Here is a 16817-nt window from a genome sequence, read left to right on the forward strand (position 1 = left end):
CGACGCGGCGCCCGCCTCCCTCCGGAGTGCGGGCGCCGCGTGGTGGACTCAGAACAGCAGGCTGGCCAGTCGGCCGCGCGCCCGCGCGACACGCGGGTCGGCGTCCCCGACGAGGCCGAACAGCTCGAGCAGGCGCTCGCGCACGGGGCCGCGCTCGTCCGCGGGCAGCACCGCGAACAGGTCGAGCAGTCGCGAGAACGCGTCGTCGACGTGTCCGCCCGACAGATCGAGGTCGGCGACGGCGAACTGGGCTTCGACGTCGAGCGGGGCCGCCGCGGCGGCGGCGCGCGCGGCCTGAAGGTCCGCGCCGTCGACCCGCTGCAGCAACCGCACCTGACCGAGACCGGCGCGTGCCTGCTCGTCACGCGGGTTCTGCGCGAGGGCGCGCTCGTACGCGCTCACGGCCGTGGCGTAGTCGCCGTTCTCGATCGCGTCGTAGGCCTCCTGGTGCAGGGGCGGCAGCTCGGGCTCGGCCGGCTCCTCCGCACCCTCCCCCGGCTCGCCGACCGGGACGGTGCCGGTCACGCCGTGCTGGGCCGCCAGCTGCAGCAGCTGGGCGAACACCTCCCGCACCTGCTGCTCGGGGACCGCGCCGTTGAACAGCGGCACCGGCTGACCGGCGACGAGGGCGACGACCATCGGGATGGACTGCGCGCGGAAGCCCTGCGCGAGCTGCGGGTTCGCGTCGACGTCGACCTTCGCGAGCACGAGGCGCCCGCCGAGTTCGGTGACGACCTTCTCGAGCACCGGGCTCAGCTGCTTGCACGGGCCGCACCACTCCGCCCACAGGTCGACGACGACCGGGACGGTGCGCGAGAGCTCCAGCGCCTGGGGGAAGGACGCATCCGTCACATCGAAGACGAGCGGCAGTGCGCCGCCCTCTTCGGGAGCCGACGCGCCCGCGGCGGGGGCGGTGGGGCGGGAGCGCAGCGACGACAGATCGACTGCTCCCCTCAGGACGGCACCGGGAGCCTGATCGCTCATCACTGCTTCACTTTCGCTTCGAGGATGTCGGAGGAGTAGCCGAGGTTCTGGATCCGTTGGTTGGAGCTCTGCGCCGGCACGAAGAAGAACAGCTGGTCCACGTACGTCGTGGTGAACCCGCTCGCCGACTGCGTCTGGCCGGTGAGGGTCTTCACCACCGGGTTGTTGTCGACCTTGATGACGGCATCCGACGTCGTCGGCGCGACGGTCTCGGTCTCGTTGACCGTCACCGCCACGATGGCGCCGCTGTCGAGCGTCGCGAGCGAGATGGGCTCCTGGCTGCCGGCCGTCGTCGCGAAGGTCAGCGTGCCGGTGGTGGCACCGGTCTGGTCGAACTCCTGCTTCGTCGCCGCGCGGTTGTCGGCGACCTGGCTGCGGAAGGGGTCGGTGTCGGAGAACAGCGAGGCGTACCGGCTCGCGTCCCCGTTGTCGATGACGTCCGCGTACGCGCCCGCCAGGTCTTCGGGCGCGATCATCAGGAACGGCGAGTCCGGCTGCACCTGCAGGGCGCCGATGTAGGCCGGAGCGACGTTGAGCGAGGTCTCCGCCGTGAGGTCGGCGATGGAGGTCAACTTGTAGTTCGACCAGGGGTCGGTCTGTGTGACGGCGAGCACCTTGTCGGACTGCGTCGTGTCGTCGGTGACGACCGCGAAGAAGCTGCGCGGCCACCCTTCGTAGGCCTCCGGCAGCAGCAGCTTGACGTCGCCGGTGGGGATCGCCGGCAGCGCCGCACGATCGGGCAGCTGGGTGCGCAGCGTGTAGTTCGTCGAGCGCGTCGCCAGCGCCGTGCCGTCCAGGCGCGTCGCGGCGAGGTTCGCGTCGTTGGTCTCGTCGGCCGAGGCGACCTGGTCGGCGATCTTGTCGAGGATGCGGGCGGCTTGCTGCTCGGTCACCGCGGGCGGCGCCTCCTGCCCCTCGGGCACGACGACGCTCGCCGACGGCGAGGGGCTCTGCGCCGCGGGGAGCTGCGGCCACGCGTCCGCCGTGCACCCGGTGGCGAACAGCCCCACCACCGCCGCGACGGGGATCGCGACGAGCTTCCGGGTGCGTCCGCCGAGCTGACGACGCGAGGGGGATGCGCTGATGACGCCCTTCTCGCCGGCCGCCTCGACCTCGCGCACGTCGATCGGCTCGGTCACCGGCATGGGCAGACCGCGTCGGCGCGGACCGCGGGAGCGGCGCAGATGACGCACCGCGAGGATGTAGAGCACGATGCCGACGGCCATGAGGATGCCGCCGCCGAGGATGAGGGGCCCCGCCCACGGCGTGGCGTTGCCGATCGGCCAGGTGACCGACATCGTCTGGGGGGCGTCCTCGACGCCGTCGCCGGCCACGAGCAGGCTCATGTCGGCCGGCAGGCTGACCGAGGCGACGAGCACGTCGTCCTGCTGGAACTCGTCGAGCCAGAGGTCGGAGCCGGCGGGGGTCAGCGGGACGGTCTCGCCGTCGTCGGACTTCACCGGCGCCTCGGCGTCGACATGCGCCGTCACGACGTCGCCCTCGTCGCCGAGGGTCACGTGGGCGTAGTCGGTGCGGGCGAGCCAGGCCTCCAGGTCGTCCGTGCGGCCGTAGGCGGCGAAGATGGTGCCGTCCGCCTGGGCGCGGAAGGTTTGCGCGCCGGCGTTGCTGCCGAGCACGGTGCCGTCGACGAGCACGTACGGAGCCGCATCGTCGACCGAGATCGTCTCGGTCTGCGTCTTGGGACCCTGGAAGACGGTGCGCTGCGCGATCCCGGCACCGATCATCACGGTCGCCAGGACGAAGGCGACGACTGCCCACACGAAACGCACGAAACGAACCTCTCTCCGCCTCCCGCACTCGGCGCGGCCGCCGCGAGGCGCGCGGACGGGAAGGCACATTCGACATTCCAGCCTAGCGAAACCGGCTGGACATCGCCCGGGAGGGGCCTGTCGGGCCGGTATGTCGTCGCGGCATCAGTATCCTGACAGGACGTGTCCCGAGGAGGTCCCGTGAAGATCCAGCATCCCTTCCGCACCGCGCTGGTCGCAACCCTCGGCGTGGGCGTCGGCATCCTGCTCATCAACAGCGTCAGCTCGCTGTCGACGGTCCTGCTTTACGTCGGCACGGCGTTGTTCGTCTCGCTGGGTCTCGACCCGCTGGTGACCTGGCTCACCCGCAAGGGACTCCCCCGCTGGGCGTCGCTGCTGATCACCTTCGCCGCCGTGCTGGGTGCGTTCGCGGCGATCATCCTCATCGTCGTGCCGGTGATCGTGCAGCAGATCTCGCAGGTCGTGCAGTCGATCCAGCAGCTCGTGGAGAACGCGGTCAGCGGCGAGTGGGATCCCGTGGCGTCGACGCGCGACTGGTTGAGCGACACGTTCCCGATGCTCAACGTCGACGAGCTGTTCGGCTACATCTCCGATTGGTACAACTCGCTCGACTTCGGCCAGATCGGCTCGACCGCCGGCGGCACGATCATCTCGATCGGCGCGGGCATCGCCTCCGGATTCACCGGGGCGATCATCATCCTGATCCTGACGATCTACTTCACCGCATCGACGCCGTCGCTCAAGGCGTCGGTGTACCAGCTGGTGCCGGCCTCGAAGCGTCCCCGTTTCATCGACCTCGCCGAGCAGATCACCGCGTCGGTGGGCTACTACGTCGCGGGGCAGGTCACGCTGGGCGTCATCAACGGCGTGCTGAGCGCGATCTTCCTCACCATCATCCAGGCGCCCTTCCCGGCGGTGCTCGCCGTCGTCGCCTTCTTCTTCTCGCTCATCCCGCTCGTGGGAACCCTCACCGGTTCGGCGATCATCGTGCTCGTGTGCCTGATCCCGGGGCTCGGGTCGCCGCTCACGGCGCTCGTCGCGTTGATCTGGTACGTCGTCTACATGCAGGTGGAGGCGTACTTCCTCTCCCCGCGCATCATGAGCCGCGCCGTGTCGGTTCCCGGAGCGGTCGTCGTCATCGCCGCCCTCGCGGGCGGATCGCTGCTGGGCCTGCTGGGCGCCCTCATCGCCATCCCGGTGGCGGCGAGCATCCTGATCATCTACCGGCAGGTGCTGATCCCCCGACAGAACGAGCTGTGATCAGGCGAGGTCGCCGTCCCATTCGGTGGCCAGCGGCAGCGCGTCGGGGCGCACGGCCGCGACGATCTCCGTGAGCACGCGCCGGGTCTGGTTCTCGCCGACCCACAGGTGCTTCCCGCCGTCCACGGCGATGACGGCGGCATCCGGCACCGCGGCGAACCGCTCCCGCGCGGCGTCGGGCCGCAGGTAGTCGTCGAACTCGGGCACGACAACGACCATGCGGCGGGAATCGCCGGCCCATGCGGCGACCTCGGCGTCGGTCGCGCGGTGCAGCGGCGGCGAGAGCAGCACGACGCCGTCGATGTCGTGGTCACGGCCGTACTTGAGGGCGAGTTCGGTGCCGAACGACCAGCCCACGAGCCACGGATGCGGCAGGCCCCGTTCACGGACGAACGCCATCGCGGCGGCGACGTCGAACTCCTCCGACGCGCCCCCGTCGAACGCCCCGTCGCTCGTGCCGCGCGGCGACGTCGTACCGCGGGTGTTGAACCGCAGCACGGCGAGGTCGGCGAGGGCGGGGAGACGCCCGGCGGCCTTGCGCAGGATGTGCGAGTCCATGAACCCACCCGCCGTGGGCAGCGGATGCAGGGTCACGAGCGTCGCGACGGGGTCGCGGTCGGCGGGAAGGGCGAGCTCCCCCACCAGCGTCAGGCCGTCGAGCGTGGTCAGCTCGATCTCCTCGCGGCGGGCGGGCAGCAGGACGGGTCCGCGGATCTCCATGCGGTCGGGGCTCCTCTCGGTGCGCTCAGGCGCTCTTCCAGCAGGCGCTGTGCCAGTGTCGACGTGCCGCGAGATCGGCGGCGTCGCCCAGGATGCCGTCGGCCTGCCAGACGACGACATGGGCGGTTCCGGCCGCGATGACACGGCCGCATCCGGGGCAGGTGTAGTCCTTCTGAGACTGGGAGCCCGACAGCGGCTGCACCGTCCAGGTGCGCCCCCGTCGCGTCTCGGTGCGCTTCCACCCGCTCAGCAGACGCTCGAACGAGTCGTCGCCGCCGTCCGGCCGGCGACGGTTCGCGCGGGGCATGGGGTCAGTACCAGCCCTTGCGCTGCGAGTGGTCCCACGCGCCGCAGGGGGTGCCGTACCGGCCGCCGATGTAGCCGAGACCCCACGCGATCTGGGTGGCGGGGTTGGTCTCCCAATCGGCGCCGGCCGAGGCCATCTTGTTGCCGGGGAGCGCCTGCGGGATGCCGTACGCTCCCGAGCCGGCGTTGTACGCGTTGACGCGCCAGCCCGACTCCTTCTTCCAGAGCGCGACCAGGCACGCGAACTGGTCGTCGCCCCAGCCGCGCCCGAGCACCATCTCGTAGGCGATCGCCTGGGCGCTGCCCGGATCGGGGCTGACGAACGGCGGCGCCCAGCCCGACGACGATCCGCCGGCGGTCGTCTTCGCCTTCGCGGTGGCGGTCGGGGTGGGAGTCGGCTTGGGCGTGACGTACACCGTGTAGGCGAGGGTCTCGCGACCGAGCGGCTTGTCGGAGCCGGCGGCGACGAGCGCCTGCGCATCGGCGATCGTGGTCTCGTACAGCGACATCGGGTCGAGCTCGGCGGCGTGGGCCTGCGTCGAGACGGCTCCCAGCGGCGCGATCGCCGACACGGCGAAACCGGCGGCGGCGAGGGCTGCGAACACGGCCAGCACACCGCGTCGGCGCGTCCAGCGCGCTCCGGCCGCACGCGGCGCGACGGCTCCTGTGCGACGTGCGGGTGCCGTCGACGAGGAGGTGGGGGTCAGCTCGTTTCCGGAAGTCACAGTCGGGCCAGTCTAGCGGCGCCGTCAGCCGACGGCGAGCATCACCTCGACGGTCGCGTCGAGCACGGCGTCGACCTGCGTCTCGTCGTATCCGCGCCGCTGCATCCGGAACGCGACGCTGCGCACCTGCTCGGGGCTCAGCTGCTCCCCCGACTCCAGGTGCGCCGCGATGCGCTCGGCGACGATGTCGACCTCGTCGATGCGGTAGCCGTAGTGCAGCACTCCGACGCGGCGGAAGCGTCGACGCTGAGGCCGGCTCATCCGGTCGAGGATCTCCTGCGCGAGTTTGCGGGACTGCCCAACCCACGCCCGCGCGCCGGCACGCGAGAGCGCCCCTTCGCGCTCGCGCGCGGCGAAGGCGTCCTCGAGCCTGCCGAGGCCCGCATCCACCATGCCGATCTCGTAGCCGTGACGCACGAGTCGGAACCCGGTGCGCCGGATCTCCGCCGACGTCAGCGAGGCGTCGCCGGCCTCGAATGCGTCGCGGGCGCGCATGAGGAATGCGTCGACCGCGGCCGGGTCGTAGCCTTTGCGACGGCCCTGCACGAGCGGGAAGGTCGACGTCGGGCTTTCGAGGGTCATGCCACCACCAAGGGGAAGAAGAGGACGTACAGGCCGAGCGCGACGGCGGTCGACGGGAGGATGCTGTCGAGCCGGTCGAGCACCCCGCCGTGCCCCGGCAGCCACGAGGACATGTCCTTGATGCCGAGGTCGCGCTTGATCATCGACTCGCCGAGATCGCCGACGGTCGCCGTGAGCAGGATGAGGACGCCGAGCGCAGCGGAGGCCCAGATCGGCAGGTGCAGCAGGAACACGCCCATGAGGATCGCGGCGACGACGGCCGCCACGACCGCGCCCGCGAAGCCCTCCCACGTCTTCTTGGGGCTGATCTTCGGGGCCATCGGGTGCTTGCCGAAGGCGAGTCCGCTCGCATACGCGCCGGTGTCGGCCGCGATGACGATGACGAGCATCGTCAGCACCCAGAGCTCGCCCTGCTCCTGACGCAGCAGCACGACGGCGAGGCTCGCGAGGAAGGGGACGTACAGCGCGATGAGGCCCGCCGCGAGCACGTCCTGCAGGACGTCGCTGTAGCGCCGCGCGTCCTGGGCGGCCATCTGGCCGATCATGCGCCAGACGAGCACCGCCGCGACCGCGGCGAACGTGAGCACCCAGTGCGTGGTGTGCCCCAGGAGGGCGCTGAGCATGATGACGGCACCCGCCACCAGCTGCGGCCAGACATCGACCCGACGACCGGCCGCTTGCAGGGCGCGGGAGAACTCGAACACGCCGAGCAGGCACAGCGGGATCGCGAGGACGAGGAACAGCCACTTGATCCACAGCAGCGAGCCGAGCACGGCCAGCCCGATCCCGACGCCGATGGCGATCGCGAGGAAGAGGTTGCGTCCGGTGCGCGCGTTGATGCGCTCGTTGGCGTGCTCGAAATCCGCGCGGGCGCGGTCGATCTGATGCTCGAACTCGGAGCGCGCGGCGCGCACGTGCGACTGGAAGGACGACGCCGTCGGCTCGGTCGCCTGCCGCGCCTGGGCGCGCGTGCGCGGGACGTCGTCGCCGGACGACGTCCCGCCAGCGGGATCCTCAGCCATGTGTCACCGGAGCCACGGAGGATCAGACCTCGAGCAGCTCGGCCTCTTTGCGCTTGAGGGCCTCGTCGATCTCGTCGACGTGGGTGCGGGTGATGCCGTCGAGCTCCTTCTCGGCGCGGACGAGCTCGTCCTCGCCGACGTCGCTCTTGAGCGCGTCGAGCTCGTCCTTCGACTTGCGACGGATGCCGCGCAGGTGCACCTTCGCGTCCTCACCCTTGGAGCGCACGAGCTTGACGTACTCCTTGCGGCGCTCGGCGGTGAGCTCGGGCATCGTCACGCGGACGAGGTTGCCGTCGTTCGTCGGGTTGGCGCCGAGGTTGGGGGTGTCGCGGATCGCCTGCTCGATGGCCTTCAGCGCGGACTTGTCGTAGGGCGTCACGACGAGCGTGCGCGCCTCTTGGTTCGCCAGCGAGGCGAGCTGGGCCAGCGGCGTCGGGGTGCCGTAGTAGTCGACCAGGATCTTCTGGAACAGCTGCGGGTTCGCGCGGCCGGTGCGGACGGTCGCGAAGTCGTCCTTCGCGGCTTCCACGGCCCGGGCCATGCGCGTCTTCGTGTCGGCCAGGATGTCGGCGATCACGGTCACTCCATTCGTCGTTGCGTCCGGTCAAGTCTAGTGCGCGGGGGCGCACCGACTCAGATCGTGACCAGTGTGCCGATGCGCTCGCCGAGAAGGGCGCGCGTCACGTTGCCGGCCGGCTCCATCCCGAACACGCGCATGTCGATGCCGTTGTCCATGCAGAGGCTGAACGCGGTCGAGTCGACGACCTTCAGGCCCTGCTGGAGCGCGTCAGCGTAGGTGATGCGGTCGATGCGTGTGGCCGACGGATCCTTCTTCGGGTCGGCCGTGTAGACGCCGTCCACCCCGTTCTTGGCGACGAGCACCTCGTCGGCGCCGATCTCGAGCGCGCGCTGCGCGGCGACCGTGTCGGTCGAGAAGTACGGCAGGCCCGCCCCGGCGCCGAAGATGACGACGCGGCCCTTCTCCATGTGGCGCTCGGCGCGACGCGGGATGTAGGGCTCGGCGACCTGGGTCATCGAGATCGCCGACTGCACGCGCGTGGCGGCGCCGGCCTGCTCGAGGAAGTCCTGCAGGGCGAGGGCGTTCATGACCGTGCCGAGCATGCCCATGTAGTCGGCGCGCCCGCGGTCCATGCCGCGCTGGCTGAGCTCGGCGCCGCGGAAGAAGTTGCCGCCGCCGACGACGATGGAGATCTCGACCTCGTCCGCCGCGGCGGCGATCTCCTGGGCGATCTGACTGACGACATCGGGGTTGACTCCGAGGGAACCGCCTCCGAACGCCTCACCGGACAGCTTCAGGAGGACGCGGCGGCGTCCCGTGTTCTCGTCGATCACTCAGGGTTCCTCTCGTCGTTTTGCACACTAGCCGACCCGGGCCGGTGCGGAACACCGCGGCCCGTTCGCGGGCACGGAAAAGGGGCCCGCATCACGGATGCGATGCGGGCCCCCGGGTGACTTACGCGCCGACCTTGAAGCGGGCGAAGTCGGTGATGGTGATGCCGGCGTCCGAAGCGACCTTCGCGACGGAGACCTTGTTGTCCTTCGCGTAGTCCTGGTCGAGCAGGGCGACCTGCTTGTAGAACGCGCCGACGCGACCCTCGACGATCTTCGGCAGGGCGGCCTCCGGCTTGCCCTCGTTGCGCGAGATCTCGGTGACGATCTGACGCTCCTTCTCGACCTCGTCGGCGGGGACGTCCTCGCGCGTGAGGTAGGTCGGGTTGGCGAACGAGATGTGCTGCGCGATCGAGCGGGCCGTCTCGGCGTCCTCACCCGTGTAGGCGACCACGACGCCGACCTGCGGGGGCAGGTCCTTGCTGGTCTTGTGCAGGTAGATCTCGAACTTCTCGCCCGAGACGGTGCGCACGCGACGCAGCTCCACCTTCTCGCCGATGATGGCGGCCTCGTCGGAGATGAGGTCGGCGACGCTCTGGCCGTTCGCGTCGGCGGCGAGGGCGGCCTCGGCGGAGTCGGCGGACGCGGCGGCGGCGGCATCCAGCACCTTGTCGGCGAGGGCGATGAAGCGCTCGTTCTTGGCGACGAAGTCGGTCTCGGTGTTCAGCTCGAGCAGCGTGACCTTGCCGTCCAGCTCCTTCGCGGCCACGAGGCCCTCGCTGGTGGAGCGGTCGGCACGCTTGGCGTTGCCCTTCGCGCCCTTCAGACGCAGGATCTCGACGGCCTTCTCGAGGTCGCCGTCGGCCTCCTCGAGCGCCTTCTTGGTGTCGACCATGCCCGTGCCGAGCTGCTCGCGCAGGGCCTTGATGTCGGCGATGGTGAAGTTTGCCATGGGTGGTGGCTCCTTGATCGTGGTGAGTTCTCGTGGATGACGCGGCGGGACACGCTCCCTGGGGAGTGCGCCCCGCCGCGTCGGAAGAGGTTCGGGCTCGGGATTACTCCGCGGCCGCCTCGGCGGCGGTCTCGGAGGCAGCCTCGGCGCCGGCCTTGTCGGCGTCCGACTCGGTGGCGATGGTCTCGACCTCGGCGACGTCGGTCACGACGGGGGTCTCGAGCAGCTCGCGCTCCCAGTCGGCCAGCGGCTCGGCCTCGGCGGCCTCGTCGGTCGGGTTGTGACGCTGGATCAGGCCCTCGGCGGCGGCGTCAGCGATGATGCGCGTGAGCAGGCCCACCGAACGGATCGCGTCGTCGTTGCCCGGGATCGGGAACTGGAACTCGTCGGGGTCGGCGTTCGTGTCGAGGATGCCGATCACGGGGATGCCGAGCTTCTTGGCCTCGTCGATGGCGAGGTGCTCGCGCTTGGCGTCGACGACCCAGATGGCCGACGGGGTCTTCTGCAGGTTGCGGATACCGCCGAGCGACTTGTGCAGCTTGTCGAGCTCGCGCTTCTTGAGCAGGAGCTCCTTCTTGGTGAAGCCCGACGCGGCGGGGTTCTCGAAGTCGAGCTCCTCGAGCTCCTTCATGCGGGCGAGGCGCTTGCTCACGGTCGAGAAGTTGGTGAGGAGGCCACCGAGCCAGCGCTGGTTGACGTAGGGCTGGCCGACGCGGGTCGCCTGCTCGGCGATGACTTCCTGGGCCTGCTTCTTCGTGCCGACGAACAGCACGGTGCCGCCGTGCGCGACCGTCTCCTTGACGTACTCGTACGCCTTGTCGATGTACGACAGCGACTGCTGCAGGTCGATGATGTGGATGCCGGAGCGCTCGGTGAGGATGAAGCGCTTGACTTTCGGGTTCCAGCGACGGGTCTGGTGTCCGAAGTGGACGCCGCTGTCGAGCAGCTGGCGGATGGTGACGACGGCCATGGTCGTACTCCTTGTGATTTCGGTTGTTGTCGCCGCGCCGGCCGGCGCGGTCTGCCTGGTACCCGGCACACACCACTCCCCCGCTGATGCGGTGGAGACCTGAGGTGGGATGCCACGTCCGACGCGGGGCGTCGCGACGCTCTGGGCACGCGTAGTCACCCCGACGGGCGGGGTGCTCTTCCAGTGTAGCAGTCGCGGACTTCCTCCCCCGGCTCGGTGCCGGTGGTCTCCCTCCCCATTTCCGGGGTCTGCAGCCCCGGCATCCGCGACGATGCGATCACACTCGGGCATGCGTGTCGTGATCTGGATGCTGGTGCTCGCCATGACGGGGCCGGGCGCGGCGGTGCCGGGCGCGCCGGAGCCCGGCGGTTCGGAGCCCGGCGGTTCGGCGCCGTGGGAGATGCCGCTGCCGGGCGGGCGCGTCGTGGCGGAGTTCCGGGCTCCCGCCCACGAATACGCCGCCGGTCATCGCGGCATCGACATCGCCGGGGACGTCGGTGGAGACGGAGCGGGTCCAGGGTCTGCCGTCGTACGGGCGCCGACTGACGGCGTGGTGGCGTTCTCCGGCGCCGTCGCCGGGCGCGGTGTCGTGACGATCGAGACGGGCGCGGGGCTCGTGATCACGCTCGAGCCCGTCGTGGACGCGCCGGCGTCGGCCACGGCGGTGCGACGCGGAGATCCCGTGGGCGTGCTCGGCTCGGGCGGGCACGCACCGGCCGGGGCGGTGCACGTCGGCGTGCGGCGGGGAGGGGTGTACCTCGATCCGCTGCCGTGGTTCAGCGCGCGTCGGCGCGCGGTGCTGCTCCCCTGCTGCGCCGAGGTCTCCGCGCGATCAGCGCAGACCGATGACGTTGCCGTCGCCGTTGTCGGTGACGCTTCCGATCTGCAGGGCCTGCACGCCGTTGGTGTTGCCGTTGACGGTGAGCAGCGAGAGCGTCCCGTCGACGAAGATCTGGTTGCGGTTGCCGCGCACCTCCACCGTGCCGGCCGTGACCGCCTCGACGTCGTTGCCCTGTCCTTCGACCGTGATCTGCTGGGGGTCGGCGACGATGACCGTGTTGCCCTCGCCGCGGATGATGACCTCCGCGATCTCGGCGTCGGACGCGCTCACCTCGACCGCCGAGCCCGAGACCTCGAGGCGCGGGCAGTCCGCCGTGACCGTGAACGACTGCGACGACGCGCCGATGCGCAGCACGCCGTCGACGCAACCGGGCACGACGGCCGCGTCGGGGGTCGGCGTGGCGGCGGTGGACGCCTCGGGGACGGCCGACAGCGAGGACGACGCGTCGGGCACCGCCGTGAGCCGCGGCCGCGGCTCGGCGACGCAGGCACTCAGTCCGGCGACGAGCACCAGGCAGGACAGGGCGACGGCGACGCGACGTGACATGCGTCCACAGTACGCGGCGGGTGACGGCGGCTGCGTCCGGGGGCCGACCGGCTCAGGCGCGCGGGTGGGCGAGGCGATACGCCGCCTGCAACTTCTCCGCGGACACGTGGGTGTAGATCTGCGTGGTGCCGAGGCTGGCGTGACCGAGCAGCTCCTGCACGGTGCGGAGGTCGGCACCGCCGTCGAGCAGGTGCGTCGCCGCCGAATGCCGGAGCGCATGCGGGCCCACGTGCTCCTCGCCGACGGCGGGCGCCACGTGGCGTGACACGATGTCGTACGCCGCCCGGGTACCCAACCGACCGCCGCGCGCGCCGACGAACAGGGCGCCGCCGGCGACGTTCGCCGCATCCGCCGTCGTGAGCGCGGGCCGTCCGCGCACGAGCCAGGCGTCGAGCGCGAGCGCGGCCGGTGTGCCGTAGGGGACGACGCGCTCCTTCGACCCCTTGCCCACGACGCGGACCGTGCGCGCGGCGGGGTCGAGGTCGTCGATGTCGATGCCGCAGGCCTCCGAGACGCGCAGGCCGGCGGCGTAGAGGAGTTCGAGCAGGGCCGCGTCGCGCAGCGCGAGCGGGTCGCCTTCGTCGGCGACGGTGCGCACGTCGTCGAGGAGCCGGCCGAGCGTATCGGCGGCGGCGACCTTCGGCAGCGTGCGACCGCGTTTCGGCGCGACGAGCCGCAGCGACGGATCGGCCGACGCGAGGTCCTCCTCCACTAGCCAGGCGAACATCCCGCGCGCACACGCAGTGCGGCGGGCGATGGTGCTGCGCGCGAGCCCACGCTGCGTCGACACCCACAGCCATTCGCGCAGCGCCTCGAGGTCGACCTCGTCGAGCTCCGGATCGCCGAGGACCATGGCGAGATCGGCCAGGTCGGCGCGGTAGGCCCGCACCGTCGCCGGCGACAGCCGACGCACCTCGGCGAGGTGCGTCGTGTACGCCGTCGCGGCGTCGGAGAGGAGCATCCCCCCAGCATGCGCGCTCCCGCGTGCCGGGGTGCGGCACCCGGCCCGGCGCGTCGCCCCGTGGAGCTCGCGCGGCGGACGCCCGTGGTGCCGCCGCGCGAGCGTCCGGCCACCGCACATCGAGTGACGCGCCGTCGGAGCATGTCACACGAACGGCGCTCCCCGGCGCCCGAAGCCAGCCATCCGTGTGACACGCCGCCGTGGCATGTCACACGAATGGTGCCGCTCGGGGGCGACAGGCGACACATCGTGTGACACGCGGTCGGCGCACCACGGCGCCCGAAGGCAATCAACCGCGGGACACACCGCCGACGCATGTCACACGAACCGCCGCAACGCGCCGTCGGCGGGCACCATTCGTGGGACACGGGTCGCGACCCCGCATCCGCAGCCGGAACAGCGGCCGGAACGCGAGTGACCGCACGCACGCGGGCAGTCAGCGGCGCGGGAGGGCCGTCCAGCCGTCGTCGGATGCGGACACCGCACCCTCGAGGCGGAGGAGGCCGAGGGTGCTCTGCACCTCCTGCGGTGAGAGGCCGCTGCGGCGGGCGACGTCGTCGACACCGCGCGGTGAGCGGATGCTGAGGGCATCGAGCACGCGGACCAAGAGCCCGTCGCCCGCAACCGACACCCCGACCGGCTCTCCGCCGATGCCGAGCATCTCGCGTACGTCGTCTGCTCCCGTGATGCAGACGGCGTCGTGGGTGCGCAACAGGCGATGACAGCCCGCCGACGTCGCGCTGGTGATCGCACCGGGAACGGCGCCGAGCGGACGGCCGATCGACGCGGCGTGGGAGGCGGTGTTCAGAGATCCGCTGCGCCAGCCGGCCTCGACCACGACCGTCGCGTCGCTCGCGGCGGCGATGAGGCGGTTGCGCGCGAGGAAGCGCCACTTGGTGGGTGCGGATCCGCACGGCACCTCGCCGACCACGGCGCCGCCGGTCGTCACGATCCGCCGCAGCAGGTCCTGGTGGCCCGCCGGATAGGCGCGGTCGACGCCGCCGGCGAGGAAGGCGACCGTCACTCCGCCGGCGCCGAGCGCTGCGCGGTGTGCGGCTCCGTCGATGCCGTAGGCCGCGCCGGAGACGACGGCGACGCCGTCCGGCGCGAGCGACGCCGCGAGTTCCCCCGCGACGTGCTCGCCGTAGCCGGTCGCCGCGCGCGCCCCGACGATCGCGACGGCGACGTCCGCGCGCACAGCCGATGTCTCGCCGCGTACCCAGAGGCACAGCGGTGCGTGCGGTCCGAGGTCGTCGATGCGCACGGGCCAGTGCGGATGCTGCGGGGTCACCAGGACGACGCCGGTGCGGGCGGCGTCGTCGAGCACGCGCGCCGTCTCGCCCCGCCGCGGTGCCCAGCGTCTGCGCCCCTCGACGACCGCCGTCGCCTCCAGGTCGGCGGCGGCGCCGGCGACGGCGGCCGCGTCGTCGGCGTCGCTGAGCGCCGCCTCGAGCGCGTCTTCGGCTCCCAGCGCGGCGACGAGCGCACCGAGTACGCCGTCCCCGGGTTCGGACAGCGCGCTCAGCCGTGCCCGCGCGAGGGCGTCCCGGCGTGCCGTGTCGTCGGGCAGGCCGGCGAGAGGGTCGAAGCTCATGCGTGGGCGCCCTTCTTGAGGAACAGCGCGCGCCCGACGTCGTCGAGCTCGAGACGCGCGCGTCCGGCGAGGTCGGCGATCGTCCAGGCCACGCGGAGCACCCGGTCGTACCCGCGCAGGGTGAGCGCGCCACGCTGGAGGGCGGCATCCAGCGGACGTCGCACCGACGCGCCCGGCGCGAGCGGTCCCGATCGCAACCAGGTGCCGGGAACCCGCGCATTGGTGGTCCAGGGGGTGTCGCGCAGCCTTTCCGCCGCACGCCGGCGCGCGGCCGCCACGAGCCCACGCGCGGTGTCGGTCGTGACGCCCGCCCCGTCCGCCGCCCCGTGCAGCTGCGCCAGAGACACGCGTCGGACGGAGAGCTCGATGTCGACGCGGTCGCGCAGCGGTCCGCTGAGCCGCCCGAGATACCGACGCACGGCCGCGGGCGGGCATGTGCACTCCGCACCGGGCACGCCGTGGTTGCCGCACGGGCACGGGTTGGTCGCGAGCTTGTATCGGGGGTTTTGATGTGTTTGCTGTTCATAACGGCTCAGCGTCCGTAGGGTGACGACATGGAGGCGGTTATCAGCCCTTCGGGCGTTCAACGCTGGACTCTTCGTCAGGCCAGAGATCACCATGAATACGTCGCAGTACCGGGATTGGAGCCTCTTGGCGGATGGAGGGAGTGGCTTCGCAGTGTGGGTATTCCCGACCGGACGCCGTACCTGTTGTCGCCGCAGCTCGAGTACGACTCGACCCTGAACGCCTTCTTCTACTCCAGCGACATGCTCACCACGGCGATGACGACACGACAGGGCTACGCCGCCGACCTGCGCACCTTCCTCAACTTCCTGGAGGAGGGTAGGTCCGGAACAGCATGGAGTGACGCGACCGCACAAGACCATCTCGCATACATGGCCTGGCGTCGGGAGGACCCCGAAGGGGCACGTATCAGCGACGCGTCATGGAACCGTGAGGTCGCCGCAGTGGATCGCTTTTATCGGTGGCAACTGTCCCAAGGAAACGTGCGCGAAAACCCGATTCCGCAGAGACGGCGTCGGCCGGGACGGCGCCGGGCGAAAGAGGAAGGAACTCAGCCCTCAACATACGCGCCCGGGGCCCGTCGTAGCGACGTCCACTGGTTGCCCCCTAGGTCCTATCGCCTTTGGCGAGACGTGGGCCTTCGGGGATACACGCCTTCCGGGCTACCGGACCCGACCTTCCGAGGGAGGTGGGCTGATCGCAACGCACTTTTTGCCGACGCCATGGTTCGCACCGGCATGCGGCTAACCGAACAGGCCTCTCTCACGACGCTCGAGCTGCCGTCATTGCACACCCTGGCGGGCTATCACCGATTCTGGCTCCCAAAGGCGATAGCAAAATGGGGTTCGGCACGGTACGTGTACTTGCCGTCGCCAATCCTCCGCGACATCCACTCGTATGTGGAGACAGATAGAGAACAAATCGTCTCGCGAGCCCGGGCGCGAGGGAAATATGACCCATCAGATCCATCCAGGGTCGTCATACGGGAGCCTTTCGGATCTTCGCGGCAGCGAAGGATGGTGGCCAACCTCCGGCCAGAAGAGCGAACACGGGCATTGATTCGTGGCCCTAGTGGTTGGGAGCCGGCAATTGTCTGGTTAGGTGAGGGGGGTTCGCCCCTCGTGCGGAAAAGTTGGCAGGGCGTCTTCGGAGACGCGAATGACCGATGCCATAGGGCGAAACTGGAAGTTTCGGCTCACGCACACTTGCTCCGGCACACCTACGCAGTCACGACTCTCGAGCTGTTGTCCCGTGGCTACTTCCAGAGTCTCGGACACCTCAACTCGGCGCAGCGGATGCACTACCGAATGGTGTGGGGCGAGCCGATTCGATGGGTACAAGCTCGGCTCGGCCATCGCAGCCAAGAGACGACCAATCTCTATCTACACGCGCTGGAGCGACTCGAGATGGAGACCAGGATTGCGCTTATCGACGAAGCCTGGGACGACGCCCTAAAGCTCTTCGCGCACCTTCAGGACTCAGACGCACCACCAGACGGAGAGGAGTTCTGACGATGCGTGGCGTCACGCGGAAGGGCGTTCCGTCGCCGATGCCGACCCGGCACTACGAGCCCCGGCCGGTTGTATCGGGTGTCCAAGTCCATTTCCGAGGCGACGACGGACGCTCCAAGACCTACGACTTGTCGACTCTCCCGTTGCCGGGGTGGCACGAAGAATTGGCCAAGGCCGT

17 protein-coding genes are annotated in these 16817 nt (G+C 70.6%); 2 read left to right on the top strand and 15 right to left on the bottom strand.

Annotated features, from left to right (window positions below):
• Positions 1 to 48: 48 nt before the first annotated feature.
• Complete coding sequence (locus C7474_RS07200; RefSeq protein ID WP_121059339.1) at positions 49 to 984, bottom strand: tetratricopeptide repeat protein; 936 nt, start codon at positions 982 to 984, stop codon at positions 49 to 51.
• Positions 984 to 2774, bottom strand: a complete 1791-nt coding sequence (locus C7474_RS07205) for a DUF8094 domain-containing protein (RefSeq protein ID WP_121058427.1) — start codon at positions 2772 to 2774, stop codon at positions 984 to 986. The genes C7474_RS07200 and C7474_RS07205 overlap by 1 nt, the downstream gene beginning before the upstream one ends.
• Before the next feature lie 180 nt (positions 2775 to 2954).
• Between C7474_RS07205 and C7474_RS07210 the strand changes: the two genes are divergently transcribed.
• Positions 2955 to 4034, top strand: a complete 1080-nt coding sequence (locus tag C7474_RS07210) for an AI-2E family transporter (RefSeq protein ID WP_121058429.1) — start codon at positions 2955 to 2957, stop codon at positions 4032 to 4034.
• On the opposite strand, the gene C7474_RS07215 is transcribed toward C7474_RS07210, so the two are convergent.
• The 13 genes from C7474_RS07215 to C7474_RS07275 form a co-directional block, all read right to left on the bottom strand.
• Positions 4035 to 4754: an alpha/beta hydrolase gene (locus tag C7474_RS07215; RefSeq protein ID WP_121058431.1), complete on the bottom strand. Its 720-nt coding sequence runs from the start codon at positions 4752 to 4754 to the stop codon at positions 4035 to 4037.
• 25 nt (positions 4755 to 4779) lie between these two features.
• The gene (locus C7474_RS07220) at positions 4780 to 5061 is read right to left on the bottom strand and encodes a hypothetical protein (RefSeq protein WP_121058433.1); all 282 of its coding nucleotides are present in this window, start codon (positions 5059 to 5061) and stop codon (positions 4780 to 4782) included.
• 4 nt (positions 5062 to 5065) lie between these two features.
• A complete protein-coding gene (locus tag C7474_RS07225; RefSeq protein ID WP_241965156.1) occupies positions 5066 to 5785 on the bottom strand; it encodes an aggregation-promoting factor C-terminal-like domain-containing protein in 720 nt (239 codons plus the stop codon).
• Between the two features lie 24 nt (positions 5786 to 5809).
• Positions 5810 to 6367 (bottom strand): DivIVA domain-containing protein, encoded by a 558-nt coding sequence (locus C7474_RS07230; RefSeq protein ID WP_121058435.1) that lies wholly within the window; start codon positions 6365 to 6367, stop codon positions 5810 to 5812.
• Positions 6364 to 7389 (bottom strand): phosphatidate cytidylyltransferase, encoded by a 1026-nt coding sequence (locus tag C7474_RS07235; protein WP_121058437.1) that lies wholly within the window; start codon positions 7387 to 7389, stop codon positions 6364 to 6366. Before C7474_RS07235 ends, C7474_RS07230 begins: the two co-directional genes overlap by 4 nt.
• A gap of 22 nt (positions 7390 to 7411) precedes the next feature.
• Positions 7412 to 7966, bottom strand: coding sequence for a ribosome recycling factor (gene frr / locus C7474_RS07240; protein WP_121059343.1), 555 nt, complete (start codon positions 7964 to 7966; stop codon positions 7412 to 7414).
• Positions 7967 to 8022: 56 nt separating this feature from the next.
• On the bottom strand, positions 8023 to 8742 hold the full coding sequence (gene pyrH / locus C7474_RS07245) for a UMP kinase (RefSeq protein ID WP_121058439.1): 720 nt from the start codon (positions 8740 to 8742) through the stop codon (positions 8023 to 8025).
• Between the two features lie 121 nt (positions 8743 to 8863).
• A complete protein-coding gene (gene tsf / locus C7474_RS07250; protein WP_121058441.1) occupies positions 8864 to 9691 on the bottom strand; it encodes a translation elongation factor Ts in 828 nt (275 codons plus the stop codon).
• A gap of 103 nt (positions 9692 to 9794) precedes the next feature.
• Positions 9795 to 10661, bottom strand: coding sequence for a 30S ribosomal protein S2 (gene rpsB, locus C7474_RS07255; protein ID WP_121058443.1), 867 nt, complete (start codon positions 10659 to 10661; stop codon positions 9795 to 9797).
• Positions 10662 to 11493: 832 nt separating this feature from the next.
• Positions 11494 to 12048, bottom strand: coding sequence for a hypothetical protein (locus C7474_RS15005; RefSeq protein WP_158597310.1), 555 nt, complete (start codon positions 12046 to 12048; stop codon positions 11494 to 11496).
• Between the two features lie 52 nt (positions 12049 to 12100).
• Positions 12101 to 13009 (bottom strand): tyrosine recombinase XerC, encoded by a 909-nt coding sequence (locus C7474_RS07265; protein ID WP_121058447.1) that lies wholly within the window; start codon positions 13007 to 13009, stop codon positions 12101 to 12103.
• 436 nt (positions 13010 to 13445) lie between these two features.
• The gene (gene dprA, locus C7474_RS07270) at positions 13446 to 14603 is read right to left on the bottom strand and encodes a DNA-processing protein DprA (protein ID WP_121058449.1); all 1158 of its coding nucleotides are present in this window, start codon (positions 14601 to 14603) and stop codon (positions 13446 to 13448) included.
• Positions 14600 to 15490: a magnesium chelatase subunit ChlI family protein gene (locus tag C7474_RS07275; protein WP_199692391.1), complete on the bottom strand. Its 891-nt coding sequence runs from the start codon at positions 15488 to 15490 to the stop codon at positions 14600 to 14602. The genes dprA and C7474_RS07275 overlap by 4 nt, the downstream gene beginning before the upstream one ends.
• Here C7474_RS07275 and C7474_RS15490 point away from each other — a divergent pair.
• Positions 15386 to 16639 (top strand): tyrosine-type recombinase/integrase, encoded by a 1254-nt coding sequence (locus C7474_RS15490; protein WP_199692392.1) that lies wholly within the window; start codon positions 15386 to 15388, stop codon positions 16637 to 16639. The genes C7474_RS07275 and C7474_RS15490 overlap by 105 nt on opposite strands.
• Positions 16640 to 16817 lie beyond the last annotated feature (178 nt).

The sequence above is a fragment of the Microbacterium telephonicum genome, assembly GCF_003651225.1.
Taxonomy (GTDB): Bacteria; Actinomycetota; Actinomycetes; order Actinomycetales; family Microbacteriaceae; genus Microbacterium; species Microbacterium telephonicum.

Coding starts and splice junctions, on each gene's coding strand:
- C7474_RS07200 (WP_121059339.1), bottom strand. CDS start 984: ATGAGCGATCAGGCTCCCGGTGCCGTCCTGAGGGGAGCAGTCGATCTG.
- C7474_RS07215 (WP_121058431.1), bottom strand. CDS start 4,754: ATGGAGATCCGCGGACCCGTCCTGCTGCCCGCCCGCCGCGAGGAGATC.
- C7474_RS07220 (WP_121058433.1), bottom strand. CDS start 5,061: ATGCCCCGCGCGAACCGTCGCCGGCCGGACGGCGGCGACGACTCGTTC.
- C7474_RS07230 (WP_121058435.1), bottom strand. CDS start 6,367: ATGACCCTCGAAAGCCCGACGTCGACCTTCCCGCTCGTGCAGGGCCGT.
- C7474_RS07235 (WP_121058437.1), bottom strand. CDS start 7,389: ATGGCTGAGGATCCCGCTGGCGGGACGTCGTCCGGCGACGACGTCCCG.
- tsf (WP_121058441.1), bottom strand. CDS start 9,691: ATGGCAAACTTCACCATCGCCGACATCAAGGCCCTGCGCGAGCAGCTC.
- rpsB (WP_121058443.1), bottom strand. CDS start 10,661: ATGGCCGTCGTCACCATCCGCCAGCTGCTCGACAGCGGCGTCCACTTC.
- C7474_RS15005 (WP_158597310.1), bottom strand. CDS start 12,048: ATGTCACGTCGCGTCGCCGTCGCCCTGTCCTGCCTGGTGCTCGTCGCC.
- C7474_RS07265 (WP_121058447.1), bottom strand. CDS start 13,009: ATGCTCCTCTCCGACGCCGCGACGGCGTACACGACGCACCTCGCCGAG.
- dprA (WP_121058449.1), bottom strand. CDS start 14,603: ATGAGCTTCGACCCTCTCGCCGGCCTGCCCGACGACACGGCACGCCGG.
- C7474_RS15490 (WP_199692392.1), top strand. CDS start 15,386: ATGACGACACGACAGGGCTACGCCGCCGACCTGCGCACCTTCCTCAAC.
- C7474_RS07275 (WP_199692391.1), bottom strand. CDS start 15,490: ATGGTCTTGTGCGGTCGCGTCACTCCATGCTGTTCCGGACCTACCCTC.